Origin of the sequence: Klebsiella sp. RHBSTW-00215 (assembly GCF_014103785.1) — a bacterium.
GTDB lineage: Bacteria > Pseudomonadota > Gammaproteobacteria > Enterobacterales > Enterobacteriaceae > Klebsiella.
In genome coordinates, this window is the sequence record NZ_JABXQS010000003.1 from 13,332 (window position 1) to 37,127 (window position 23,796).

29 protein-coding genes and 1 pseudogene are annotated in these 23,796 nt (G+C 55.2%); 14 read left to right on the plus strand and 16 right to left on the minus strand.

Annotated features, from left to right (window positions below):
- Nucleotides 1-105: 105 nt before the first annotated feature.
- The 4 genes from HV127_RS30540 to msrB all read right to left on the minus strand — a co-directional run bounded on the left by HV127_RS30540 (nt 106) and on the right by msrB (nt 2,993).
- Nucleotides 106-1,110 (minus strand): IS110-like element IS5075 family transposase, encoded by a 1,005-nt coding sequence (locus HV127_RS30540; protein ID WP_000427614.1) that lies wholly within the window; start codon nt 1,108-1,110, stop codon nt 106-108.
- A gap of 64 nt (nt 1,111-1,174) precedes the next feature.
- The gene (locus HV127_RS30545) at nt 1,175-1,876 is read right to left on the minus strand and encodes a glutathione S-transferase N-terminal domain-containing protein (RefSeq protein WP_071697937.1); all 702 of its coding nucleotides are present in this window, start codon (nt 1,874-1,876) and stop codon (nt 1,175-1,177) included.
- A gap of 132 nt (nt 1,877-2,008) precedes the next feature.
- Nucleotides 2,009-2,548 (minus strand): peptide-methionine (S)-S-oxide reductase MsrA, encoded by a 540-nt coding sequence (gene msrA / locus HV127_RS30550; RefSeq protein WP_004099036.1) that lies wholly within the window; start codon nt 2,546-2,548, stop codon nt 2,009-2,011.
- Between the two features lies 1 nt (nt 2,549).
- Nucleotides 2,550-2,993, minus strand: a complete 444-nt coding sequence (gene msrB, locus HV127_RS30555) for a peptide-methionine (R)-S-oxide reductase MsrB (protein ID WP_004099035.1) — start codon at nt 2,991-2,993, stop codon at nt 2,550-2,552.
- A gap of 124 nt (nt 2,994-3,117) precedes the next feature.
- Between msrB and HV127_RS30560 the strand changes: the two genes are divergently transcribed.
- Nucleotides 3,118-4,149 carry an IS630-like element ISEc33 family transposase gene (locus HV127_RS30560; RefSeq protein WP_032425611.1) on the plus strand — a complete coding sequence of 344 codons (1,032 nt, stop codon included), beginning with the start codon at nt 3,118-3,120 and terminating at the stop codon, nt 4,147-4,149.
- A gap of 55 nt (nt 4,150-4,204) precedes the next feature.
- Here HV127_RS30560 and HV127_RS30565 read toward each other — a convergent pair whose 3' ends face one another.
- Nucleotides 4,205-4,810, minus strand: coding sequence for a recombinase family protein (locus tag HV127_RS30565; protein ID WP_000509966.1), 606 nt, complete (start codon nt 4,808-4,810; stop codon nt 4,205-4,207).
- 94 nt (nt 4,811-4,904) lie between these two features.
- On the opposite strand from HV127_RS30565, the gene HV127_RS30570 reads away from it, so the two are divergent.
- From HV127_RS30570 to HV127_RS30595, 6 genes are all read left to right on the plus strand, one after another.
- Entirely contained in the window at nt 4,905-7,802 is a 2,898-nt protein-coding gene (locus HV127_RS30570) for a Tn3-like element Tn5403 family transposase (protein ID WP_001553819.1), read from the plus strand.
- A gap of 73 nt (nt 7,803-7,875) precedes the next feature.
- Entirely contained in the window at nt 7,876-8,307 is a 432-nt protein-coding gene (locus tag HV127_RS30575; RefSeq protein ID WP_004357630.1) for a heme-binding protein, read from the plus strand.
- Between the two features lie 62 nt (nt 8,308-8,369).
- Nucleotides 8,370-8,660: a DUF1330 domain-containing protein gene (locus HV127_RS30580; protein WP_011191344.1), complete on the plus strand. Its 291-nt coding sequence runs from the start codon at nt 8,370-8,372 to the stop codon at nt 8,658-8,660.
- A gap of 151 nt (nt 8,661-8,811) precedes the next feature.
- On the plus strand, nt 8,812-9,282 hold the full coding sequence (locus HV127_RS30585) for a hypothetical protein (RefSeq protein WP_011191345.1): 471 nt from the start codon (nt 8,812-8,814) through the stop codon (nt 9,280-9,282).
- A gap of 3 nt (nt 9,283-9,285) precedes the next feature.
- Nucleotides 9,286-9,798 (plus strand): DM13 domain-containing protein, encoded by a 513-nt coding sequence (locus HV127_RS30590; protein WP_004357637.1) that lies wholly within the window; start codon nt 9,286-9,288, stop codon nt 9,796-9,798.
- A complete protein-coding gene (locus HV127_RS30595; RefSeq protein ID WP_004357638.1) occupies nt 9,786-11,057 on the plus strand; it encodes an MFS transporter in 1,272 nt (423 codons plus the stop codon). The genes HV127_RS30590 and HV127_RS30595 overlap by 13 nt, the downstream gene beginning before the upstream one ends.
- 30 nt (nt 11,058-11,087) lie before the next feature.
- Here HV127_RS30595 and HV127_RS30600 read toward each other — a convergent pair whose 3' ends face one another.
- From HV127_RS30600 to HV127_RS30645, 10 genes and pseudogenes are all read right to left on the minus strand, one after another.
- Nucleotides 11,088-11,489: a RidA family protein gene (locus tag HV127_RS30600; RefSeq protein WP_004099044.1), complete on the minus strand. Its 402-nt coding sequence runs from the start codon at nt 11,487-11,489 to the stop codon at nt 11,088-11,090.
- Between the two features lie 106 nt (nt 11,490-11,595).
- Nucleotides 11,596-12,045 (minus strand): hypothetical protein, encoded by a 450-nt coding sequence (locus HV127_RS30605; RefSeq protein ID WP_004099042.1) that lies wholly within the window; start codon nt 12,043-12,045, stop codon nt 11,596-11,598.
- A gap of 87 nt (nt 12,046-12,132) precedes the next feature.
- Complete coding sequence (locus HV127_RS30610; protein WP_004099040.1) at nt 12,133-12,705, minus strand: hypothetical protein; 573 nt, start codon at nt 12,703-12,705, stop codon at nt 12,133-12,135.
- Nucleotides 12,706-12,796: 91 nt separating this feature from the next.
- Nucleotides 12,797-13,765, minus strand: a complete 969-nt coding sequence (locus HV127_RS30615) for a magnesium and cobalt transport protein CorA (protein ID WP_032640602.1) — start codon at nt 13,763-13,765, stop codon at nt 12,797-12,799.
- A gap of 36 nt (nt 13,766-13,801) precedes the next feature.
- Nucleotides 13,802-14,359 (minus strand): recombinase family protein, encoded by a 558-nt coding sequence (locus HV127_RS30620; protein WP_003100847.1) that lies wholly within the window; start codon nt 14,357-14,359, stop codon nt 13,802-13,804.
- Nucleotides 14,353-14,724, minus strand: a complete 372-nt coding sequence (locus HV127_RS30625; protein ID WP_003100853.1) for a hypothetical protein — start codon at nt 14,722-14,724, stop codon at nt 14,353-14,355. The genes HV127_RS30620 and HV127_RS30625 overlap by 7 nt, the downstream gene beginning before the upstream one ends.
- Complete coding sequence (locus tag HV127_RS30630; protein WP_003100856.1) at nt 14,721-15,221, minus strand: hypothetical protein; 501 nt, start codon at nt 15,219-15,221, stop codon at nt 14,721-14,723. The genes HV127_RS30625 and HV127_RS30630 overlap by 4 nt, the downstream gene beginning before the upstream one ends.
- Nucleotides 15,218-15,544 carry a hypothetical protein gene (locus HV127_RS30635; RefSeq protein ID WP_003100858.1) on the minus strand — a complete coding sequence of 109 codons (327 nt, stop codon included), beginning with the start codon at nt 15,542-15,544 and terminating at the stop codon, nt 15,218-15,220. The genes HV127_RS30630 and HV127_RS30635 overlap by 4 nt, the downstream gene beginning before the upstream one ends.
- A gap of 254 nt (nt 15,545-15,798) precedes the next feature.
- Complete coding sequence (locus HV127_RS30640) at nt 15,799-16,155, minus strand: cupin domain-containing protein (protein WP_000215515.1); 357 nt, start codon at nt 16,153-16,155, stop codon at nt 15,799-15,801.
- Nucleotides 16,145-16,378: pseudogene (locus tag HV127_RS30645) on the minus strand (HepT-like ribonuclease domain-containing protein); the annotation flags it as partial. The gene HV127_RS30640 and the pseudogene HV127_RS30645, both read right to left, overlap by 11 nt.
- 63 nt (nt 16,379-16,441) lie before the next feature.
- Here HV127_RS30645 and HV127_RS30650 point away from each other — a divergent pair.
- The 7 genes from HV127_RS30650 (at nt 16,442) to HV127_RS30680 (ending at nt 22,900) form a co-directional block, all read left to right on the plus strand.
- Nucleotides 16,442-17,146: an IS6-like element IS26 family transposase gene (locus HV127_RS30650; protein ID WP_001067848.1), complete on the plus strand. Its 705-nt coding sequence runs from the start codon at nt 16,442-16,444 to the stop codon at nt 17,144-17,146.
- 125 nt (nt 17,147-17,271) lie between these two features.
- Entirely contained in the window at nt 17,272-18,417 is a 1,146-nt protein-coding gene (locus tag HV127_RS30655) for an ABC transporter permease (protein ID WP_001325018.1), read from the plus strand.
- Nucleotides 18,418-18,422: 5 nt separating this feature from the next.
- Nucleotides 18,423-19,214 (plus strand): ABC transporter ATP-binding protein, encoded by a 792-nt coding sequence (locus tag HV127_RS30660; RefSeq protein ID WP_001325019.1) that lies wholly within the window; start codon nt 18,423-18,425, stop codon nt 19,212-19,214.
- Between the two features lies 1 nt (nt 19,215).
- Entirely contained in the window at nt 19,216-20,154 is a 939-nt protein-coding gene (locus tag HV127_RS30665; RefSeq protein ID WP_000449980.1) for an MlaD family protein, read from the plus strand.
- On the plus strand, nt 20,154-20,795 hold the full coding sequence (locus HV127_RS30670; protein ID WP_000948259.1) for an ABC-type transport auxiliary lipoprotein family protein: 642 nt from the start codon (nt 20,154-20,156) through the stop codon (nt 20,793-20,795). The genes HV127_RS30665 and HV127_RS30670 overlap by 1 nt, the downstream gene beginning before the upstream one ends.
- 347 nt (nt 20,796-21,142) lie before the next feature.
- A complete protein-coding gene (locus tag HV127_RS30675; protein WP_228727546.1) occupies nt 21,143-22,174 on the plus strand; it encodes an L-serine ammonia-lyase, iron-sulfur-dependent, subunit alpha in 1,032 nt (343 codons plus the stop codon).
- 28 nt (nt 22,175-22,202) lie between these two features.
- Nucleotides 22,203-22,900, plus strand: a protein-coding gene (locus HV127_RS30680; RefSeq protein WP_223335778.1) for an IS1 family transposase whose coding sequence is annotated in 2 segments (ribosomal slippage) — nt 22,203-22,452 and nt 22,452-22,900 — 699 coding nt in all. Because the reading frame shifts where the segments join, the coding sequence is not laid out codon by codon here.
- 10 nt (nt 22,901-22,910) lie between these two features.
- On the opposite strand, the gene HV127_RS30685 is transcribed toward HV127_RS30680, so the two are convergent.
- Complete coding sequence (locus HV127_RS30685) at nt 22,911-23,108, minus strand: hypothetical protein (RefSeq protein ID WP_228727547.1); 198 nt, start codon at nt 23,106-23,108, stop codon at nt 22,911-22,913.
- Nucleotides 23,109-23,796 lie beyond the last annotated feature (688 nt).

Below are 23,796 nucleotides of genomic sequence, written 5' to 3' on the forward strand. Positions count from 1 at the left end.
TTCCGTTTTACAGGTTCCTCAACAGGCCGGTGGGCCGTTTGTATCATCAATATCAGTATTCGCAAAACCAGATGAATGATTGTTTAAACTGGTGTATTTCTGCCTTTATGCTTCGTAAGTTTGCTGTCGCGCCGTCAGTGCCCAGGCTATTCTGGCCAGCTTGTTTGCCAGAGCACAGGTGACGACAAAGTTGCTTTTCCGACACAACAACTCCCTGACCCAGTCGGCCAACTTGCCAGACTGGTGTTCCAGTTTTTGTATGAATACCCTGGCACACTGAACCAACAAAGTTCGGATCTTTTTGTTGCCCCGCTTGCTAATCCCTAACAATGTCGTCCGACCTCCCGTGCTGTACTGTCGGGGTACCAGCCCTGTTGCCGCCGCAAAGTCACGGCTGCTGGCGTACTGCTTCCCGTCGCCAATCTCAGTTGAAATAGTACTGGCAGTCAGCGTTCCAACGCAGGGAATACTCAGCAAGCGCTGTCCAACCTCATCTTCGTCCAACTTTCGTTTCAACTGAGATTCCAGATCTTTAATCTGCTCAACAAGATAGTGATAATGCTGTTGTAATTTCAGCAGTAACTGGCTGAGATAAAGAGGCAAACTACTGTCCTCAAGAAGGGTACTCAGTCGACTAATAACGGCAGCACCTCGCGGAACGCTGATACCAAATTCCAGCAGAAAAGCATGCATCTGATTAGTTGTTTTCACCTTATCCTGAACCAGGGATTCACGGACACGATGCAGAGCTCGCATTGCCTGCTGAGATTCGGTTCTGGGCTGCACGAAACGCATAGATGGACGTGATGCTGCTTCACAGATAGCTTCAGCATCAACGAAGTCATTTTTGTTGCTTTTAACGAATGGGCGGACAAATTGCGGTGATATCAGCTTTGGAAAATGCCCTAACTCTGCCAGCTTGCGTGCCATAAAGTGAGAACCGCCACAGGCTTCCATCGCGATGGTTGTTGCTGGGCATGTCGCCAGAAATTCGATTAGCTTTGGTCGGGTGAATTTTTTACGGTAAACGGCCTTCCCACGATGATCCTGACAATGAATATGGAAAGAGTTCTTACCCAGATCGATACCAATAAGCGCAATGTTTTCCATGATGGTTCTCCGAATGAAAGCCTGTCCTCAGCATAGTACTGGGAAGGAGGGAGTGACCATCTCATTAAATAAAGCACGCTAAGCCGGTTGCAGCGGCCGTAGCGGCCTGAACTTGCCCGCGTTCGAGCCATGCCTGCACGTTCGAATAGCTGCTTAGGCCGAGGATGTCGCCCGCTGCGTAGAATTCGACCAGCGCATTCACCCAGCCAAACGTCGCAATGTCCGCGATCGAGTAATCATCGACAATCCATTCGCGGCCCTCCAGCCGGTGATCCAGGACCCCGAGAAGACGCCTGGATTCATCAACAAAGCGCTGCCGAGGTCGCTTGTCCTCATAGTCCTTGCCGGCAAATCGCAGGAAAAAGCCTAGCTGTCCGAAGGTCGGCCCAACGCCCGACACCTGAAAGAACACCCAGGCCAGAGTCTCGTACCGCTGGGCGGGTGTTGTTGAGATGAGCTGCCCCGTCTTGTCGGCCAGATAGATGAGGATCGCACCGGTTTCCCATATGCCAATGGGCTGGCCGTCAGGGCCAGCCGGATCGATGATCGCGGGTATGCGGCCGTTGGGATTCAACGACACGAACGCTGGATCCTTCGACTCGTTGTTCGAGATGTCGACGAAGTGGGGCTCATACGGCAGGCCAGTCTCCTCCAGCATCATCGAGACCTTGACGCCGTTGGGCGTGGGGGCCGCGTATAGTTGCAAGCGATCCGGATAAGATGCTGGCCAGCGCTGCGTGATGGGAAAGGAGGAGAGGTCTGTCATATCTGGATCCTGGCACTGCGACGGCGGCTGAATGGAATGATCTGCTTCAAGGCCGGGTTCGACGACCGCGTCGATTGACGCGGTCGTCGGAGGTTGCGAACCGGATCGGCGCGGCACTAACGGCAGCGAAGCCTATTCCGCTGCAGCCCCGGCCGCAGGGCTCACATCGCCGGCCTCATGCCGCTTTGGAAGAACCCAGTCGGGACGGACGAAGTGGCAGGTGTAGCCGCCCGGCCGCTTCTCCAGATAATCCTGGTGATCGGGCTCGGCCTCCCAGAACTCGCCGACCGGCTGGACCTCGGTCACCACTTTGCCATCCCACAGCCCCGAGGCATCCACATCGGCGATCGTATCCTCGGCGACGCGCTTCTGCTCCTCGTCGACATAATAGATGCCCGACCGGTAGGAGAGCCCACGATCATTGCCCTGGCGGTTCAGCGTCGTCGGATCGTGGATCTGGAAGAAGAATTCCAGGATGTGCCGGTAGCTCGTCACTGTCGGGTCGAAGACAATCTCGATCCCCTCGGCATGCGTGCCGTGATTACGATACGTGGCGTTCGGAATATCGCCGCCCGTGTAACCCACACGGGTCGAGATGATGCCGGGCCGCTTGCGGATCAGATCCTGCATGCCCCAGAAACATCCTCCTGCGAGAACAGCGCGCTGATGCATGTTAAGCCTCCTCTACTTGATCGAGATATTCACCGTATCCCTCGGACTCCATCTCGTCGCGCGGGATGAAGCGAAGGGACGCAGAGTTGATGCAGTAGCGCAGACCGCCGCGGTCGGAAGGACCGTCCGGGAAAACGTGGCCCAGATGGCTGTCGGCGTGTACCGACCTGACCTCCGTCCGGACCATGCCGTGTGCACTGTCCCGCACCTCGTTCACGTTTGCCGGAACGATCGGCTTGGTGAAGCTGGGCCAGCCAGTACCCGAATCGAACTTGTCCGTTGAAGCGAACAGCGGCTCTCCCGACACTATGTCGACGTAGATGCCAGGCTCCTTGTTGTCGTTGTGCTCACCCGTGAAGGGCCTTTCGGTCCCCGAATCCTGGGTAATCCGGCGTTGCTCGGGGGTCAGGCGGTCAACTGCTGCCTGTGACTTCTCAAACTTCATGATAGTCTCCAATAATTAATCTAAATAGATGCGCGGAATAGTAGATCACTGAAAGGGAACTCAGCCCGGATTGTGCGATCTGATCAATCGCCAAACCAACCAAAACCACCAACCGGACTGAGCGATGCCGATCATAGCACCAATACCCCGTGGCGAACGACGCCTGATGCAGAAAGCTATTCATAAAACGCGCGATAAAAATCATGCCCGCAGACTCACGGCCATGCTGATGCTTCATCGGGGTGAACGGGTCAGCGATGTTGCCAGAACTCTCTGTTGTGCTCGTTCATCCGTTGGTCGCTGGATTAACTGGTTTACGCACTCAGGTATTGAAGGCCTGAAATCCTTACCCGCAGGGCGCTCCCGACGCTGGCCTTTTGAACATATCTGCACCCTGTTACGTGAGCTGATAAAGCATTCTCCCGGCGATTTTGGTTATCAACGTTCACGCTGGAGCACCGAATTACTGGCATTAAAAATCAATGAGATAACCGGTTGCCAGTTACATGCAGGAACCGTTCGCCGCTGGTTGCCATCTGCGGGGCTTGTATGGCGCAGGGCCGCGCCAACTCTGCGTATCCGTGACCCACATAAAGATGAAAAGATGGCGGTAATCCACAAAGCGCTGGATGAATGCAGCGCAGAGCATCCGGTATTTTATGAAGATGAAGTGGATATCCACCTTAATCCTAAAATCGGTGCGGACTGGCAGTTGCGCGGACAGCAGAAACGGGTAGTGACGCCGGGGCAGAACGAAAAATACTATCTGGCCGGCGCACTGCACAGTGGCACGGGTAAAGTCAGCTACGTGGGCGGCAACAGCAAAAGTTCAGCGCTGTTTATCGCTCTGCTGAAGCACCTGAAAGCCACTTACCGGCGGGCGAAAACAATCACGCTGATCGTTGATAACTACATTATCCATAAAAGCCGCGAAACACAGCGCTGGTTGAAAGCAAATCCCAAGTTCAGGGTAATTTACCAGCCGGTTTACTCGCCGTGGGTGAATCATGTGGAACGGCTATGGCAGGCACTTCATGACACGATAACCCGTAATCATCAGTGCCGCTCAATGTGGCAGTTACTGAAAAAGGTCCGCCATTTTATGGAAACCGCCAGCCCATTCCCCGGAGGAAAACATGGTCAGGCAAAAGTGTAGCGGTATTAGGCGCAGCTATTTAGGGGTCGGTTCCGGCTGAGGGCGAAATGACACCCTAAGCGTTAGCTCTGTGTCGTTGCACGATGTCAGCGACGGTATTCTTGCTGATACCGAGCTCGCGTGCGATCCAGCGATAGCTGCGTCCCTCGGCCCTCATCGCAACCACCTTAGGCAAAAGTCGGTCTGATTTTGGTCGCACTCCGGCCTGACGACCAAGCCTCTTACCACGTGCCTTCGCAACAGCAAGGCCTGACTTGACCCGCTCGCTGATGAGATCCCGCTCAAACTCCGCAATGCCGGAAAGAAACGTCGCCAGCATTCGTCCATACGGCGACGAAAGATCGAACGCCATTCCATTCATGGCTATCACGGAAACCTTCCAGTTCTCCAGTTCACGTAGCGTATTGAGCAGATCGAGCGTCGAGCGCCCCCACCGGGAAAGCTCAGTGACCAGGATTGCATCAATTTGTCTGGACTGGGCAAGCGCCAGGACTTTCTTTCGCTCGGCCCGGTCGAGTTTAGTTCCTGAACCTGTTTCCTTAAATATTCCCACCACGTCGTAGCCGGCACGGCCGGCGAAGGCTCGCAGATCAAATTCCTGGCGTTCACAAGACTGATCCGCTGTTGAAACCCGGCAGTAAATGGCGGCACGATGTCCCAATTGAACCCTCCTGGATTTTTGTATCGGAACGCCCTGATTTATATGGGCTGGCTGTTGTCCAAAACAGACTATACTTCAAAAGGGACGAATTTGTATGTCACGACGCCATATTTTCACCGAACGGCAGCGAGCAGCGCTGTTCGATCTGCCCACGGACGAACTGTCGCTACTGAAGTTCTACACGCTGGGCGATGATGACCTGGAAAACATTAGGCAGCGCCGCAGACCGGAAAACAGGATTGGCTTTGCCCTGCAACTTTGTGCCTTACGATATCCGGGCCGTGCACTGGCTCCTGGTGAGATGATCCCGCGTGAAGTCCTTTCCTTCGTCGGTGCTCAGCTTGGAGTTCCGGCTGATGCGCTTCTCACTTATGCCACACGGCGCCAAACCCGTCAGCAGCACATGGACACGCTGCGCGAAATTTACGGCTACAAGACCTTCACGGGCCGTGGTGCCCGTGATCTGCGGGAGTGGACTTTCGGCCAGGCCGAAGATGCCAGATCAAACGAGGATCTTGCTCATCGTTTTATTGTGCGGTGTCGGGAAACTTCCACCATTCTGCCCGCAGTATCGACAATCGAGCGCTTGTGCGCGGATGCTCTGGTCGCCGCTGAGCGGCGGATTGAAACGCGGATTGCGGAAAATTTAACAGCGGATGTTCGCGATCACCTGGACAAACTTCTGAGTGAAATGCTCGCCGGCAATATCAGTCGTTTCATCTGGCTTCGCAACTTCGAGGTTGGTAACAACTCGGCTGCTGCTAACCGTTTGCTCGACAGGCTCGAATTTCTGCGTACCCTGAATATCAATCATAGTGCTTTGGCCAGCATACCTGCCCATCGCATTGCCCGGCTGCGTCGGCAGGGTGAACGCTACTTCACCGACGGTTTGCGTGACATCACTTCGGACCGCCGCTGGGCGATCCTTGCCGTCTGTGTTGTGGAGTGGGAAGCGGCGATTGCTGATGCCATAGTCGAAACCCATGACAGGATCGTAGGAAAAACCTGGCGGGAAGCGAAGCGCCAGCATGACGAAACAATTTCCGGCTCTAAAGCCACACTCACGGATACGATCCGTACCTTCACCGCGCTGGGAGCTTCGTTGCTTGAGGCCCGCAGTGACGGAACCCCGCTGGAGATGGCTGTCGCCAGTTCGGTTGCATGGGACCGGCTCGCTCAACTGGTAGCGACAGGGACTCAACTCAGCAACACGCTAGCCGATGAGCCTCTTGCATATGTCGGGCAGGGATACCATCGCTTTCGTCGTTATGCGCCCCGCATGTTGCGCTGTCTGAAGCTCGAAGCCGCGCCGGTCGCCGGACCATTGGTAGCAGCAGCTTTGTCGATCGGAGAGATGAAAGGTGTTGCATCGCCAGAAAGGCGTTTCCTGCGGCCCAGCTCCAAATGGAACCGTCATTTACGAGCTCAGGAAAAAGGAGATACCCGTCTTTGGGAAGTGGCGGTACTCTTTCACCTCCGGGATGCTTTTCGTTCCGGAGATGTCTGGCTCGCTCATTCGCGCCGCTATGGTGACCTCAAGCAGGTACTGGTGCCGATGATCGCGGCGCAGGAAAATGCAAAACTGGCCGTGCCTTCCAACCCACAGGATTGGCTGGCAGACAGAAAGGCGCGACTCACGATCGCTCTTAAGCGGCTGGCCCGGGCTGCCCGTAACGGCACTATTCCGCACGGTAGCATAGAAGATGGAACGTTGCGGATCGACAGGTTGACAGCAGACGTGCCGGATGGTGCCGAGGCACTCATACTGGATCTGTATCGCCGAATGCCGTCCGTTCGGATTACCGACATGCTGCTTGAAGTTGATGCAGCCCTTGGTTTCACAGATGCGTTTACCCATCTGAGAACCGGGGCTCCATGTCGCGACCGGATCGGTCTGCTCAACGTCCTGCTCGCTGAAGGGCTCAATCTGGGCCTGCGTAAGATGGCGGAAGCTACAAACACGCATGATTACTGGCAGCTCTCACGCCTTGCCCGCTGGCATGTTGAAAGCGAAGCCATGAACCAGGCATTGGCAATTGTGGTGGCCGCGCAGGGTAAACTGCCGATGTCACGCGTCTGGGGGATGGGCACGTCAGCATCGAGCGATGGTCAGTTTTTCCCGACAGCGCGGCATGGCGAAGCCATGAACATGGTCAATGCCAAATATGGTTCTGTTCCCGGCCTCAAAGCGTATACTCACGTAAGCGACCAGTTCGCGCCATTCGCTTGTCAGTCGATCCCGGCGACCGTGAGCGAGGCACCGTATATTCTCGATGGACTACTGATGAACGAGGTCGGTCGCCATGTTCGCGAACAGTATGCCGATACAGCAGGATTCACCGACCATTTGTTCGGAGCCAGTAGCCTGCTCGGCTACAATCTCGTTCTGCGAATCAGGGATCTGCCATCGAAGCGGTTGTACGTATTTAATCCCGATACGACCCCCAGGGAGTTACGCAAGTTGGTAGGTGGAAAAGCCCGGGAGGATCTTATCGTTGCGAACTGGCCTGATATTTTCCGTTGTGCCGCGACGATGACCGCTGGCAAAATCAGGCCCAGCCAACTCCTGCGCAAGCTCGCTTCTTACCCACGACAAAACAACCTTGCAGTTGCGCTTCGTGAAGTTGGTCGTATTGAACGGACCCTTTTCATTATTGAGTGGATCCTGGATACGGACATGCAGCGGCGTGCTCAGATCGGTCTTAACAAGGGAGAGGCCCACCATGCGCTCAAAAATGCGCTCCGTATCGGGAGGCAGGGGGAAATTCGCGATCGCACGACAGAGGGGCAGCACTACCGAATCGCTGGGCTCAATTTATTGACTGCGGTGATCATTTACTGGAATACCGTCCATCTTGGTCATGCCGTCACGGAGCGGCGGAACGAAGGGTTGGATGTTCCCCCTGAATTTCTTCCCCACATATCCCCATTGGGCTGGGCGCACATTCTACTGACTGGCGAATATCTTTGGCCCAAGGAACCGAAAGCTTAGGGTGTCATTTCGCCCTCAGCCGGAACCGACCCCAAGAACGCCGGACGGATTACGCCACGGCGAAGGAAATTTCATGACGAAATCCATTGCCACCGCCTCGATCAACCGCGAAACCGCCGTCGCCCTCATCGACGCGGCGATCGCCGCGGCACGTACAATCGGCATCCCGGCTGCGGTCGCCGTCGTCGACGCCACCGGTAACCTGCGCGCGTTCGAGCGCACTGATGACGCGCCGTTTCTCACCGTCGATGTTGCCATCGACAAGGCTTGGAGTTCCGCCTCGTTTGGGTACCCCACCCATGTCTGGAACGACTATGTTTCGAACGATCCAAAAGTGGCGCCGCTGGCCTATCGCCCCCGGATGGTCGCTGTCGGCGGAGGCTATCCGATCCTGGAAGACGGGAAGTTGATCGGCGGGATCGGCATCTCCGGAGGCAACTATCAGCAGGATCAGGATGCGTGCGTCGAGGCACTCACGAAAATCGGGTTCGAGCTGCCAGCCTGACGACTTTAAGGCCATCGCCAGCGGCGGTGGCCTGCAGATGCGACCTTATGAAAGACTTTAAGATGGAAGCGTTCGTCGTCTTCACCCGCGAAGAAACCACCGATCCGGAAGAACTCGCAACCTATTCTGCAGGCGTCGGCCCATCGTTCGATGGCCACGACGTAACCTTTCTCGCCGCTTATGGCGCGATGGAGCATTTGGAGGGGCCGCCCGTCGAAGGGGCCGTAATTTTGCGGTTCCCGACGATGCAGGCCGCCCGTGATTGGTATCATAGCCCCGCCTACCAAACCATCGCTGCGCACCGTTTTGCCGGTTCCCGCTATCGCGCCTTTGTCATTGAGGGGCGGCGGTGACACACCGACGGAAGAACGGCGGGGCTGGCCACGAGGTATCGGTCGGCGAACTCGCATCCTACAACCTGTAGGGGATCAAGGCGGTGAGGTTCGCGTGCCATCGCCACACGCGACCACTCATCGGACTTCTGCATCGGAATTGGAGGATCAGATGAGCGTCGACGAACGACAAGCCCCCGAGCTGCGGGTGCAGAGATGGATTGGCGCGGATGGAGAAAGCATCGCGCCGCTCAAGCTGTCGGATCTCGGCACCGGCCCGAAAGTCCTCTTCGCCTTCCAGCACTGGTGCCGTGGCTGCCATTTGCATGGATTTCCGACGCTACAAAGGTTGCATGGTGCATTGAGCGCCAAGGGCGTGGGCTTCGCGGTGATCCAGACCGTCTTCGAAGGAGCGGATGAGAACACCTTCGAGAAGCTGCGCGTGAACCAGCTCAAGTATGCGCTTCCTGTCGCGTTCGGTCAGGACGAGCCACCTGCCGGCGCGACGCTTCCCACCTTCATGGAGGACTACCGCACGCGGGGAACGCCCTGGTTCTCCGTGATGGACGCTGGCGGCCGCATCGTATTCTCGGACTTCCATCTCGACGCCGATCAGCTCGTGAAGGGACTGGAGCTGGTGTAACCGATGCGGCGCTGGGTCATCCTGATTGCCACCCATCTCGCGATGCTCGCCATGGGCTTCGCGGGCGGTGTCTACACGCTGCCGATCCTGACCGCCCCCCAGGCCCCGGACGCGGCGGCCTTGCGGACCATCTCAGCCGAGACGCTCTACGCAGGGCGTCTGGCCCGCGATCTCAAAGGCAGCGACCTGCTTCACTGGGGGGAAGGCGAGATCCGGGTCTCGCGCGACCGTATCGCCCATATCGGGCGCCTCGCCCCTGGTCCCGACTACAAGCTCTACCTCGCACCACGTTTCGTCGACACGAAGGAGGCCTTTCTCCTAATCAAGGACAGATCAGTCCGCGTGGGCGATGTGAAGACGTTCAACGGCTTCATCGTCGAGGTGCCTGCCGGCATCGATGTCCGTGACTACAACACGGTCGTCATCTGGTGCGAAGCATTCGACCAGTTCATCAGTGCGGCAGAGTATCAACCCTCAAGTCAGGCCCGAGAACGAGCCCGGCGATGGATACCATGAGGTCGGCGGGCAAGCGCGGCCTCGTTCTCGCGCCGGTGGCGGCGCTGCTGCTGAGCGTCGCCGCTCTGCTGCTGGGCAATGGCCTGCTGAGCACGCTCCTGATCGTGAGAGCCGGCCATAAGGGGTTCTCGACCGGCGCGATCAGCGCGATGATGTCCTTCTATTTCGCGGGTTTCACGATCGGCGCGCTCGTGTTGCCACCGATCATCGTCTCCGTGGGACATGTCAGAACCTTCGCCGGCTTCGCGGCCATTGCCTCGATGACCGCCCTTCTCCATGTGGCGTTCGTGGAGCCGATCGCCTGGATGCCGCTTCGCCTGATTACCGGCTTCGCCTACGCGGGCATGATCCTCGCAACGGAGAGTTGGCTCAACGCCCACGCATTGCCATCCACACGCGGGCAGCTCCTGTCGATATTCGGAGTTGTCTCTATGGGCTCATGGGCAATCGGGCAGGCGTTACTCAACATCGCACCGCCCGCCGACGTGACATTGTTCCTCATCGTGTCGCTGCTGATATCAGCGGCGGTGGTTCCGATCACCTTGCTGCCCAGTCATCCGCCGGCCCAGGTGGAACAGGAATGGGTCGCGTTCAGGGACCTCGTCCTCGTATCACCTCTCGCTGCGGCTGGCGCTTTCCTGGCCGGCCTGGCTATCGGTGGTTTCTGGGGCATGGGCGCGAACTTCGCCCAGAGCATCGGCCTCGATGTGGGCGGTATCTCCGCCTTCATGGCTGCGGTTCTTGGTGGAACGCTCGCCTTCCATTGGCCACTCGGTTGGCTTTCGGATCGAGTGCCCCGGAATCTTGTCATCGCCGGTGCGGCGCTGGCGTCCGCAGCGTCTGCCATCGGCGTAGCGTTGGCGGTGGAAGCGCCTCTGCCGCTGCTCCTTGCGGCAGGTGCGCTGTTCGGCGGCTTTGGCATCCCGATTTATTCGTTGTGTCTCGCCGTCGCAAACGACGATCTTCCGGCCGGTCGGCTACTCGGCACCGCGCGCGGGCTTCTGTTGCTCAACGGGATCGGGACAGCCGCTGGCCCCCTAATAGGAGCAGCTGCAATGAATATCGTCGGCCCTGGCGGCCTGTTCCTTTATGCGGCGGCGTTGCTCACGCTCCTGGCAGTGCTGGCCATCGCCCGCAGGCAGCCGAGGCGCGCCAACCAGGCCAAGGCGGCCCCCCGTTCTCCGAGCACGCCGATGATAACCGGATCTCTCGATACGATGATATGCATGGAGAAGCGGGCGCAGGGCGTGCGGGATTAGCGCGGCACGGCGCCTGCACGAACCGCGGGGTCAGGCGATGATAGCTGTTACGCGAATTTCGATACGCATGGTTGGAAGCCCCAGCGCTTCGATTCCCAACTGCGTCCAGATTGGAGCGCGGTCGGGCATGTAGTGGCGATACAGCTTGGCCATTGTTTCGTTGATCACGGGAGGGAATCCACCGACGTGATAGGAATTGACGTGGACCACATGCGGCCAGCGTGCTCCGGCGGTCGCGAGCGTCCGTTCCACGTTCTTGAACGCCTGCTCGATCTCTTCCTCAATCGACTCCGGAATGACGAGATCGTCGTTCCATCCGCCCTGTCCGGAGATCTCCACGCGGTCACCAATGCGCATTGCCTGAGAATAATGAAGCGCGTCATGCAGGCGCGTCCCGTATCCGGGGGTGATGAAGAATGAAGGTGTTGTCATGAGTTTGCCTTTGATGAGCCAGGTCAACGCGGCTGCAAGTGACCGTATGCATGCAGAAAGAGATGCAGGGCGTTCGGCACTAGCGCGCCGGCTGCGGTGGAGGGCTTTATTCCACGTCTTCTACGGTGAGGTCCCGGCCGTTGAACTGCACGGTCTCCCCGGCTCGGGCACCCTCGATCGCTTCGAAGATCGGCGCCATCGTGGAAATGCCCATGAGCTCACGCCCCTGACAGGTAAACTTGCTCGTTGACACCGCGATCACAAAGTGGCGGCCGGACAGCTTGACGACAGCGCCTTCGTTGACGGCCAACTTGGGGCCGAAATCGATCGTCCTGAGCTTTTCGAGTTTATTGGCGTAGTCATGGAGCGTGTCATCGAGCGCTTCAGCGAAGTCGCTCGCGACCTCGGCCTGAGCTAGTTCGTCGTTTTCGATCGGTTCGCTCCGATCGAGCCGAGCGGTAGAGACATAGTCCAGGTAGTTTTCGCGAGCGCTGTGCAACGCTGCTGTCTCCAGCAAGAGCATAGTTTCTCGTATGTGGTCCTTGTTCCAGTCCATAATCACCTCCTAATTTTCGATGTTCTTAAAGTTCAGCCTGCAGATGTGTGGGCCAGGAAGGCCAGCCTTTCCGGCTAAGCGACACCGCTATTCGTCGCTGATGACGTCTTCGCCCTGGTATGGAACCCTGATCAGCCGAGGATCTCGAATGATGCTCGTGACGAGCCAGACATATTCCTGCTCGGCGGTATCGAAGCCGAGGATGCTGAAGGATTGGCCGAAAGGGCATGGCGGGAAGTCTGGAAAGCCCTCGCGCAGAACGTAACGCTCGGGATCGCTGTGAAACTCGCTCTTGTAGACTTTCCGTAGTCCGTGCTTGCTCGGCGCGTCCTGGTCACCTGCCGGTGCTGTTTCCCGATGCGCCACAAGGCGCTCGGACAAGTCGCGGGGGCAGATTTCGTGGAACACGTCGAAGGCGTCGATCAACAGGCCTTTATGCTCTGTCGCCGGATCGGTGATCGCGTAGATGTTGGAGGCATCTTCGCCGTCGTCCCCGCTCTCGAGGCGCAACGCCGCATCGACGCGAATGCTGCATGCATCGAGGGTTGACCCTAGTTCGAGATCGACGAGATTGCCGTCCTTGACGCGGTATTCGCGGTCATAGCCTTTGGCGATGAATGACTGGACTGCTTCTAGAACGTCGGTCACCTGGGAGGTCATGGAAGCACCTTCATCTTGAACTGGATTGGACACGCTCGCGCACAAAGCGCGCTGTGACTCGGCGGACGGAGAAGCTCGCGAAGTGCGTTACTCATAGCCACTTGGCCTTCTTGAAGCGCATGAATAGGAGAAGGCAGAACACCGCTATCACTCCGAGCACGACGAAGTAGCCATATGGCGTGTCCAGTTCCGGCATGTGCTTGAAGTTCATGCCATATATTCCGGCGATCGCCGTCGGGACCGCCAAGATCGCCGCCCAGGCCGCGAGCTGGCGAGTGACCACACCGATCCTTTGCGCTTCCAGAAGGCTGCTGGCCTCGAAGACCGTGGACAGGACAAGCAGGAGGCCGTCGACCATGGACTGCACGCGGTGGACATGGTCCGCGACGTCGTGGAAATATGGTGTCATTTCGGCGCTGATGCAGGGAAAGTGGCCGCGAACGAGCTTTCGCACCAGCTCGGCCATAGCCCCGAGCGTGCGCTGGAACCGCGTGAGTTCGGACCTTAGTTCGAAGATTCGCGCCACCTCTTCTGGCTCGAGGAAATCGTGCAGCGACCGTCGCTCCATCGCCAGGACGTCGTCCTCGATCATTTCGAAGATGGGCAGATACTGGTCGACCACTCGGTGCAAGATCGCGTGCAGCACATAGTCGACACCCTTGCCGAACTGCGTCGGCGATGCCTCGAGTTGCTCCCGAAGTTTGCCCAGCGCTCCGGCATTGCCGTGCCGCACGGTGATAAGGTGATTGTGACCGGTGAAGATCGCCATCTTGCCGTAGCTGATCCGGTCGCCGACCAGCTCGGCGGTCTGGGCGACGACGTACAACTCATCGTTGTAGACCTCGAGCTTGGGCGGGCACAGCGGGTGCATGGCGTTGTCGATCGCCAAAGGATGGAGGTTATACGTCGTCTGGATCGCGCTGAGTTCGTCTGCGGTGGGCTCGCTAAGCGCGATCCAGCAGAAGCCCGAGCGATTCTCGTTTAGTTCGACGTGCTCATCGAGCCTGATTTCACGGACTCGCTTACCTTCGTTGTAATAATATGCGGCGATAATGGTCATGCAGGGGTCGTCTCAGAAAACGGAAAATAAAGCACGCTAAGCGTGCGTGGAGGCTGGCACCCAGCGGTACAGCGTCGGAATGGACACGCCGAGGTTCTTGGCCACGTCCTTGGGCGGCACCCCGCTGGCCAGCAGCTTCTTGGCCGACTCGATCTTGCTGTCGGTCATCTTCGGCTTGCGGCCGCCTTTGCGGCCGAGCTGCTTGGCGACTTCCAGCCCGGCGCGGGTGCGCTCGACGGTCAGCTCGCGCTCCATTTCGGCAAGGCTCGCCATGACGTGGAAGAAGAACCGCCCGGATGGTGTGCCGGTGTCGATGGAGTCGGTGAGGCTCCTGAACTGGACACCGTGCTTGTGCAGATCGCCGACCAGATCGACCAGTTGCTTGACCGACCGGCCCAGCCGGTCGAGCTTCCAGACGACCAAAGTATCGCCTTCGCGCAGCATTTCGAGCGTCTTGGCCAAGCCAGGCCGGTCTGCCCGCGTGCCACTCACCTTGTCCTCGAAGACCTTTTTACATCCGGCCTTGCTCAAGGCTTCGCGTTGCAGCTCCAGGTTCTGATCCTGCGTCGAGACGCGCGCATAGCCAATCAACATGGCTTGTCTCGCGCCCGGTCGATGCGTTCCTGCATCGCCTGCATCACTTCTTCGTGGGTGTACGATCTGGCGTTGGCGTCGGTGGCTTGCCGCAGGGCTTCCTCAACCTCGCGCGTCATCCGCTCGTAATCCTCCGGCCACAGCGCTTGCTCCATGCGCAGCGACGCCTGACCCAGCAGGTGCAGCAGGCTGAACAGCCGCATGTCGTTGGTGGCGACGATGCGCTCCCGAATCTGCTCCTGAATAGCTTCGCTAGCCCGATGCGCTTGTGGTGTGGCAGTCCCCTCGTAGTCAGCGGGGAATTCCGCTTCCTCGGCAATCCTTGCCCAGGCGCTGGCCAGCGCCTCGATGGTTGACGTGCTCATTTCCGCCGCTCCTGTGCTCTTTGGCGAATCAACCGGCCAAGGGGCCTCGACGCGAAAACCAGCAGCATCACGCCTATCGGATACCAGGTCGAGAAGACCACCAAGGCATCGAAGGCTGGCCGTCCGGTGTTGGTAGGCAGTACGGCGGTCACAGCCATCAACCCGCCGACCGTCCAGATGATGCGCCACACGTAGGGCATCACGCGGGGCACGTAGCCGTCATCGAAAGCGGTCTGGTAGTAGCGGCGCAGGCCGCGCTCGGCAAGCGCCTGGCGCTGCCGCTCCGACAGCGCATCCGTCCGGCCATACCAGCGCCGGAATGGTGGACAGCGCAGCAGCAAAGGGGTGAAGAGGATCATCACCGCCACGATCGCGACACCCCACGCCATGACGGCGCCGGCATCGGGCCGCTTGGCGTTCTCGATCACGGGCGCGAAGACGCCCGGAGCACCGATCATCCAGAACAGCGCAATGTGCTGATGGAAGGAGAGCTTCATTTGCTCATCCACTTGCGCAGCAGGCGCTTTTTCAGGGAGGCGCGTTCTTGCGGGTTGCGTCCCTTGTGATTGGCGATGCGATCCGCCGTGGCGGCCTGGCGCTTGACGGGCCAGTAGGAGCGGCCATCCTTGCCCATCGACCAGACGCTGCTGGCCTGGTTTTCCAGCAGGGGCAGATGGGCGCTCAGGGCTTCGGGCGACGCGCTGGTCAGCGCCGTGCGCTCACGGGTGCGCCAGCGCTGATGCCAGAGCTTCTTGTCCTCGCGCTCGCTGCCGCAGGTCGTGTGCCCGACGATGGGTGTTTTGCGGCGGCTGCGGCTCATAACGTAGTGGTCTCCAAGAACATTCAGGACTGATCCCAGGCGTCGATGGTCAAGACCTGATCGGCAGGACAGGCGGCTACGCGGTCGGGAACTGGATGGTGTTCAGTCTCATGCCGACCCCATTCGATTGATCGCGTCGCTTGCGGCACGCTGCGACGCAAGGAGGTTTGCGACCTGGTTTAGCAGCCGTGTCCGCTGCATGTCTGTTACCTATCTCCCCGACCGCTCATTGGACCAACTCCAGAGATTGGGCTCTATCGCTCAGCCAATACGAAACCGGCATTGGCTGATGCCACAACCGAGACTAACACAAATGGCTCGGTACCTGTATTTCGCGCCCCGTGCACTTGGCCCGGTCTTGCCACGGCTATCTCACCTTCCCTGAGGGCACGAACAATCCCATTGCCCTGAAAGTAATCAGCCATTCCCGACAAAACAGTCCACGTGTCTTGGCCGTGAGGATGAATGTGAGCCGCAATTTCCTGCCCGGGATGGACATGCCAAACCACGATAATTGAGTCTCGGGTTTCAAGCACAACGGAACGAATAGGCTCGCCTTCGGACGGCTGAACATACTCGGCTACAGAAAATATTCTCGATTCAACAGTCATCGGAGATCCCTCTTTCACAGTTGTCGTTACGGTCTTCATCGTCGGCATCCTGACGCACGGCGGGCAATTGCTGGAGCAACGCCGGCAGCCATTCCTGTACCGTCTCCCACACCACATCGAGGTTGATGTCGAAATAGCCGTGAGCCATGCGATTACGCATATTGCGCATGCTGCGCCACGGCACGTCGGCATGCGCCTGGGTGAACTCGACGTAGCCATCCATGGCACTGTTGCAAATAGTCGGTGGTGATAAACTTATCATCCCCTTTTGCTGATGGAGCTGCACATGAACCCATTCAAAGGCCGGCATTTTCAGCGTGACATCATTCTGTGGGCCGTACGCTGGTACTGCAAATACGGCATCAGTTACCGTGAGCTGCAGGAGATGCTGGCTGAACGCGGAGTGAATGTCGATCACTCCACGATTTACCGCTGGGTTCAGCGTTATGCGCCTGAAATGGAAAAACGGCTGCGCTGGTACTGGCGTAACCCTTCCGATCTTTGCCCGTGGCACATGGATGAAACCTACGTGAAGGTCAATGGCCGCTGGGCGTATCTGTACCGGGCCGTCGACAGCCGGGGCCGCACTGTCGATTTTTATCTCTCCTCCCGTCGTAACAGCAAAGCTGCATACCGGTTTCTGGGTAAAATCCTCAACAACGTGAAGAAGTGGCAGATCCCGCGATTCATCAACACGGATAAAGCGCCCGCCTATGGTCGCGCGCTTGCTCTGCTCAAACGCGAAGGCCGGTGCCCGTCTGACGTTGAACACCGACAGATTAAGTACCGGAACAACGTGATTGAATGCGATCATGGCAAACTGAAACGGATAATCGACGCCACGCTGGGATTTAAATCCATGAAGACGGCTTACGCCACCATCAAAGGTATTGAGGTGATGCGTGCACTACGCAAAGGCCAGGCCTCAGCATTTTATTATGGTGATCCCCTGGGCGAAATGCGCCTGGTAAGCAGAGTTTTTGAAATGTAAGGCCTTTGAATAAGACAAAAGGCTGCCTCATCGCTAACTTTGCAACAGTGCCCTCTTACTTAACTGTGTGATATACCTATTTAGGGTTTGAAACATTAGAGTTTGAAATAGGTAAGGTCTGAGCAATGACTGAGCAAACGTCCCCCGCACAACTTGATCTCGATAGCGCGGCTCAGCCCCCCAGAGTTTATATCCGGGGGGACTGGGTGTTGGCGCATTACTGCGTTTTGGAGCCGCGCGTTGCGCAATTGCGCGCTAATATGCCCAGTGGGGGGGTATTTGATCTCAACCAACTGGGGGCGTTAGATACCGCCGGTGCAACGTTGTTAGCTCTGCTTCTGGGTGAGGACCGTGTAGCAAATTTACGCGAACTTGCGCCTAAATTGCCAGAAGAGCGGAGGATATTACTTGAAACGGTAAGCCATGTATTGCCTGACTTAACCCCTGAGTTGTCTGAAAAACCCACACGGTTTTGGCTTGAGATGCTGGCTAATACCGGCCGTTCGGTAGATAACTTATGGCAAGATATTAAGTCACTATTGGGCTTTATTGGTCTGGCGCTGGAAACCTTGCTGGGAACACTTTTTCGCCCCTCCCGCTGGCGCATTACCTCATTAATTGCCAATATTCAACAGATTGGCCTCAATGCTGTGCCGATCATTATGTTGCTCACCTTTTTGGTGGGGGCAGTTATCGCCTTTCTCGGTGCAACCGTACTCACTACTTTCGGCGCGGGCATTTTTACCGTCGATTTGGTGGTATTTTCTTTTCTACGTGAATTTGCGGTACTGCTTACCGCGATCCTGATGGCAGGGCGAACAGCCAGTGCTTTTACCGCTGAAATTGGCTTGATGAAAGCCAATGAAGAGATTGATGCTATCCAAACACTGGGCTTGAATCCGGTCGAACTGTTGGTGCTACCGCGCGTCTTGGCACTATTGATCTCTCTGCCGATGCTAACCTTTATTGGCATGGTTTGCGGTATTTTCGGTGGCATGGTGGTGTGTGCCTTAACACTGGATATCTCTCCCACTATGTTTTTGTCGATTATGCAAAACAGTAATGGGTTGCAGCATTTTCTGGTGGGAATAAGTAAAGCCCCTATTTTTGCTTTCCTGATTGCTATTATTGGCTGTCTGGAGGGGTTCAAAGTAACCGGTAGTGCTGAATCAGTCGGGGTTCATACCACCACCAGTGTGGTGCATTCGATCTTTGTGGTGATTTTGCTTGATGCCGTGGCAGCGCTATTTTTCATGGAAATGGGGTGGTGAGCCAAATGACGCAAGATGCAATCATTCAAATTCGCGATCTGGTTAACTGCTTTGGCGTACAGTGCGTGCATCAAGGGTTGAATCTTGATGTTAAGCGCGGCGAAGTTCTTGGCGTGGTTGGTGGCTCGGGTACCGGTAAATCTGTTCTGTTACGCAGTATTGTTGGGTTACGTCGTCCGACTGACGGGAAAATTCATGTTTTTGGCAAGGATTTAATGGCACTGTCAGGTCAATCCCGCGCCATGGTCGAGCGCCGATTCGGCGTATTATTTCAACGAGGCGCACTGTTCAGTTCTCTAACCGTGACCGAGAACGTGGCATTACCATTAATAGAAAACGCCGGATTACCCCGGTCTGAGGCTGAGCGATTGGCTCAGGTTAAACTGGCACTGGCTGGGCTACCGCCGGGCACTGGCAGTAAGTATCCAGCATCTCTGTCGGGTGGTATGGTCAAGCGTGTTGCGCTAGCCCGTGCCTTAGCACTGGACCCGGATATTCTGTTTCTTGATGAACCGACTGCGGGTCTTGATCCCATTGGTGCGGCGGCGTTTGACAGTTTGATCCGCACCCTGCGGGATGCCCTCAATCTAACGGTATTCTTGGTGACCCACGATCTGGATACGCTGTATACACTGTGTGATCGTGTGGCGGTGCTTTCGCAGAAAAAAGTGCTGGTGGTTGATACTCTGGATAAAGTTGCAGCGACTGATGATGGCTGGATTCAGGCGTATTTTCATGGCCCACGTGGCCGGGCTGCTTATCAGGCAGCGGCAATTAACAGTGGAGAGAGGTTGTAATATGGAAACCCGTGCTCATCATGTCGTTATTGGTTTGTTCACTCTTATTGTGGTGAGTGCCGCGCTGCTGTTTTGCCTATGGCTGACAAATTCCGGTTCTGATCGCCAGTTCAGATTGTACGATATCGTTTTCAATGAGCCTGTGAGTGGCCTGTCACAGGGTAGCACCGTTCAGTACAGCGGGATTCGAGTCGGTGAGGTGACGCAATTACGCCTGGACCGAGACAATCCGAATAAGGTTTGGGCACGTATTCGCGTTTCTGCATCTACTCCGATACGCGAAGATACCCAAGCTCGTCTCACCGTCGCGGGTATTACCGGCACCTCAAATATTCAATTCAGCAGTGGCAGCCAGACCAGCCCGTTGCTGGAGGGCAAAGATGACGAGGTTCCTATCATTATTGCTACCCCTTCGCCGATGAGCCAGTTACTGGCTAACGGTGAGAATTTCATGACCAATGCGAATGAAGTGTTGGTGCGTTTGAACCAGTTGCTGGCACCGGATAACCAGCAGCGCCTAGTAACGACACTGGATAATCTCGCGCTGGTCACCCAAACTGTGGCTGATCAACGTGGTGATCTCCGTACCCTGTTGCAGCAGTTGGCGCAGGCCAGTAAACAGGCTAATGAGACACTGACTCAAACCAATCGCCTGCTGCGTAATGCTAACGGCTTAATGGATGGGCAGGGGAAACAACTGGTCAGTGATGCCGCCAAAACCATGGCATCGTTGCAAAATACCAGTACCATCCTCAATAAATTGGTGAGTGAAAATAAAACCTCACTCAATAACGGGATGCAAGGGATGAATGAGCTGGGGCCGGCAGTAGATGAGCTGCGCAGAACATTAGCGACATTACGTGCCGCCGTTTCTCGTTTGGAAGAAAACCCAGCGGCCTTGTTGCGCGGCCGTGAAAGAACACAGGAGTTTACGCCTTAATGCTCTCTTTTAATGTGATGCGCTATGCAGGCCGCCGCGTGTGGCTATTGATGATATCCGGGGGGGCGATACTGCTCTCTGCCTGCACCATTTTACCTTCGGCCCCTGTATCACAAGTTTATCTTCTGCCGGTGCCACCTGCAGTCAGTGTGCCACACGCGCAGACAGTAAACTGGTCATTACGGGTTTCACAACCGGCGACGAACCAGTTTCTTAATAGCTCACGCATAGCGGTGCAGCCTCAGGGCCAGGAGATTGCGGTTTATAAAAACTCCCGTTGGAGTGATTCGGCGCCGATTTTGGTGCGCAATCGTCTTATTCAGGCGTTCCGTAGCGATGGGCGAATCCGTGCAGTCAGTAGCGACGATGATAGCTTGCAGGCTGATGTGGAGTTGAGTGGTGATCTGTCCGCGTTCCAAGGGGTATACCATGTTGGTAGCAGCGAAGTGCTGATCCGTTTTGATGCTCGGCTGGTAAGAATTTCAGATCGTAGGATTATTGCGACTCGCCAGTTTGACATTCGCCAACCGATAAAAGGTAACGAGATGAACGAGGTGGTTCAGGCCTTTGGCCTGGCCAGTGACCAGTTAGCCACTCAAGTGCTCAACTGGACGATGCAGCAATCCCCTGCGCAGGGTTGATATCTAAACCAGCACCGGTTGGTTTTATCTGAGGCGAGTTGGCAGTAGCTAACTCGCCTTTTTTATCGTCTAGTTTAATGATTCAAGGCGAATAATTGCGTCTAAGGGGAAAATATTCTCTTTATTGTTTTGTGATTAGTATCTCATTGAGTAAGGGATTAATGGTGTTTGAGTTATCTATTTCATTGTTTTTAATATGTTTTTATTTAAATTGTTCTGTGGTTATCTTTTTTGTTAAAGAGAACAATATTCTCCAAGCATTAAAAACAACAAGAAAATAGGAAAAGTATTTCTCCCCGTAAAACCCTAAGATAAAAATAATCCAAATCACTGATTAATTACTTCAAATGCAAAAAATAACACATCAACAATTACTCGATTGGTTGAAAAAGGAAGTGAAACTTTCATTAGGTTGTACTGAGCCTATTGCTATTGCGTATGCTGCCGCAGTGGCTGCTAAATATCTCAACGCACCGATATTAAAAATAACGGGGAATATATCGGAGAATCTGTATAAAAATGCGATGGGAGTCACTATTCCGGGAACAAGCTATTGCGGAGTCACTCTTGCGGCGGCAATAGGGGCTATTGGTGGTAACGCGGATGCCGATTTAGAAGTATTAAAAGATATTACTGCGACACAAATTACCGAAGCCTATATATTTAATGAATCAGGTAACGTGTGTCTAAACGCAGTAGATGCTACGGATTTTATTTTTATCGATATTACGCTATATAGTCTTAGTGATCAGTGCCGGGTAGTGATTCAAGGTAGCCATACTAATGTCACTGAAGTTTATATTAATAATATAAAGCAAATATTAGTCCGAGACCTAATTGCCGCCAATGATAGTGGGGTACTACCCGAATTTTCCCTTAACGACGCATTTAAATTTGTAACCGATGTCGCCGCTAAAGACATCATGTTTATGCTGAAAAGTGCTGAGATTAATACCGCGCTTTCTGACGAGGGGCAAAGGAAGAACTATGGTTTGAACGTGAGTGGCGCGTTGTCGCAAGCCAGAAAAAATGGCTTTATCAGCACTGACTTACTGAGTCAAATGTTGATCAACACCACTGCGGCATCAGATGCCCGTATGGGCGGCGCACCCTTACCCGCGATGTCAAATTATGGCTCTGGTAATCAGGGGATTACCGTGACAATGCCGGTAGTGACACTTGCCCGACATCTTAATACAGATGATGAAACACTGGCCCGGGCATTAGCGTTGGCCCATCTAGCCGCAATCTCAATTCATATGCGTTATACCCGATTGTCTGCATTGTGTGCGGCGTCAACGGCAGCAATGGGGGCGGCGGCAGGTATGAGTTGGTTATTGACCCAAGATTTTGGTGATGCTGCCAACTTACTGATTTAGTGTATGATGGTGTTTTTGAGGTGCTCCAGTGGCTTCTGTTTCTATCAGCTGTCCCTCCTGTTCAGCTACTGACGGGGTGGTGCGTAACGGCAAAAGCACCGCCGGACATCAGCGCTATCTCTGCTCTCACTGCCGTAAAACATGGCAACTGCAGTTCACTTACACCGCTTCTCAACCCGGTACGCACCAGAAAATCATTGATATGGCCATGAATGGCGTTGGATGCCGGGCAACCGCCCGCATTATGGGCGTTGGCCTCAACACGATTTTCCGCCATTTAAAAAACTCAGGCCGCAGTCGGTAACCTCGCGCATACAGCCGGGCAGTGACGTCATCGTCTGCGCGGAAATGGACGAACAGTGGGGATACGTCGGGGCTAAATCGCGCCAGCGCTGGCTGTTTTACGCGTATGACAGGCTCCGGAAGACGGTTGTGGCGCACGTATTCGGTGAACGCACTCTGGCCACACTGGAGCGTCTTCTGAGCCTGCTGTCGGCCTTTGAGGTCGTGGTATGGATGACGGATGGCTGGCCGCTGTATGAATCCCGCCTGAAGGGAAAGCTGCACGTTATCAGCAAGCGTTACACTCAGCGCATTGAGCGACATAACCTGAATCTGAGACAACATCTGGCAAGGCTGGGACGGAAGTCACTGTCGTTCTCAAAATCGGTGGAGCTGCATGACAAGGTCATCGGGCATTATCTGAACATAAAACACTATCATTAAGTTGGAGTCATTACCTGTAATCCAAGAGCAAAGAAGTGGCTTGTATAAAACCATTCATTAAAGCATTACTAGCACCATCAGCTTCCATCTTTAGCAAGTAATCGGTAACTGAACCAACTTCACCTTGTTCGGTGATCAAGATGGGGAGCTGACTTTTAATGCCAGTATTATCTTCTACGATAGTTGCTTTGACTTTAACCGATGACAAGGTTCATTCCTTTATACACGTTAAACATACAATACACTATAATTCTAAAGAGTTTATTGTCAAATAAAAAGGCAGATTTCTCTGCCTTAATACACAATATACATAGTTCAAGGTACTATATATAACCGAAGGAGTATATAGTAAAAACAGTGTCTATTCGCGTGTGAGTGAGTGACAGGGCTTTACATATAACGTCAGCGGCTTTCATTTCAAACGTACATACTGTGTATAATGGTATGTACGTTTTTTATTTGCGCCGAGTCCTTCGGCGGTAACCATTCATCCATGAATTTTTGTTCAGTGTTTAATTGCACCTTGTGAGTGCGACTTGTTCCAACAAGTCGGGAGAGATAGGAGTTACGTCATTGGTTTAGCAGGACGGGGATAGTTATTTGCGGCAAGTACAGAGTTGTCGCCGCATCCATGCGGCTTTGACAGTTCAGTTGTTCACTCATTGATTCACCTTCTTGATTAATTGCACTTAATTTACCACCACATTGCAACCGCTCCTTACCACGTGTTGCAAATTAATCGCACCACAACTTTCACGGAAAGTACCACTTCGTCGGATCTCGGCTTTGTGCCAAAAACGGACATTGACTTTGGCTGTTACTGAATTGCAGGTTTTAGTTAATCCACGAATAAATCTCCCAAACACCTGCACTATCCATCAACAGTATAAGCTGAT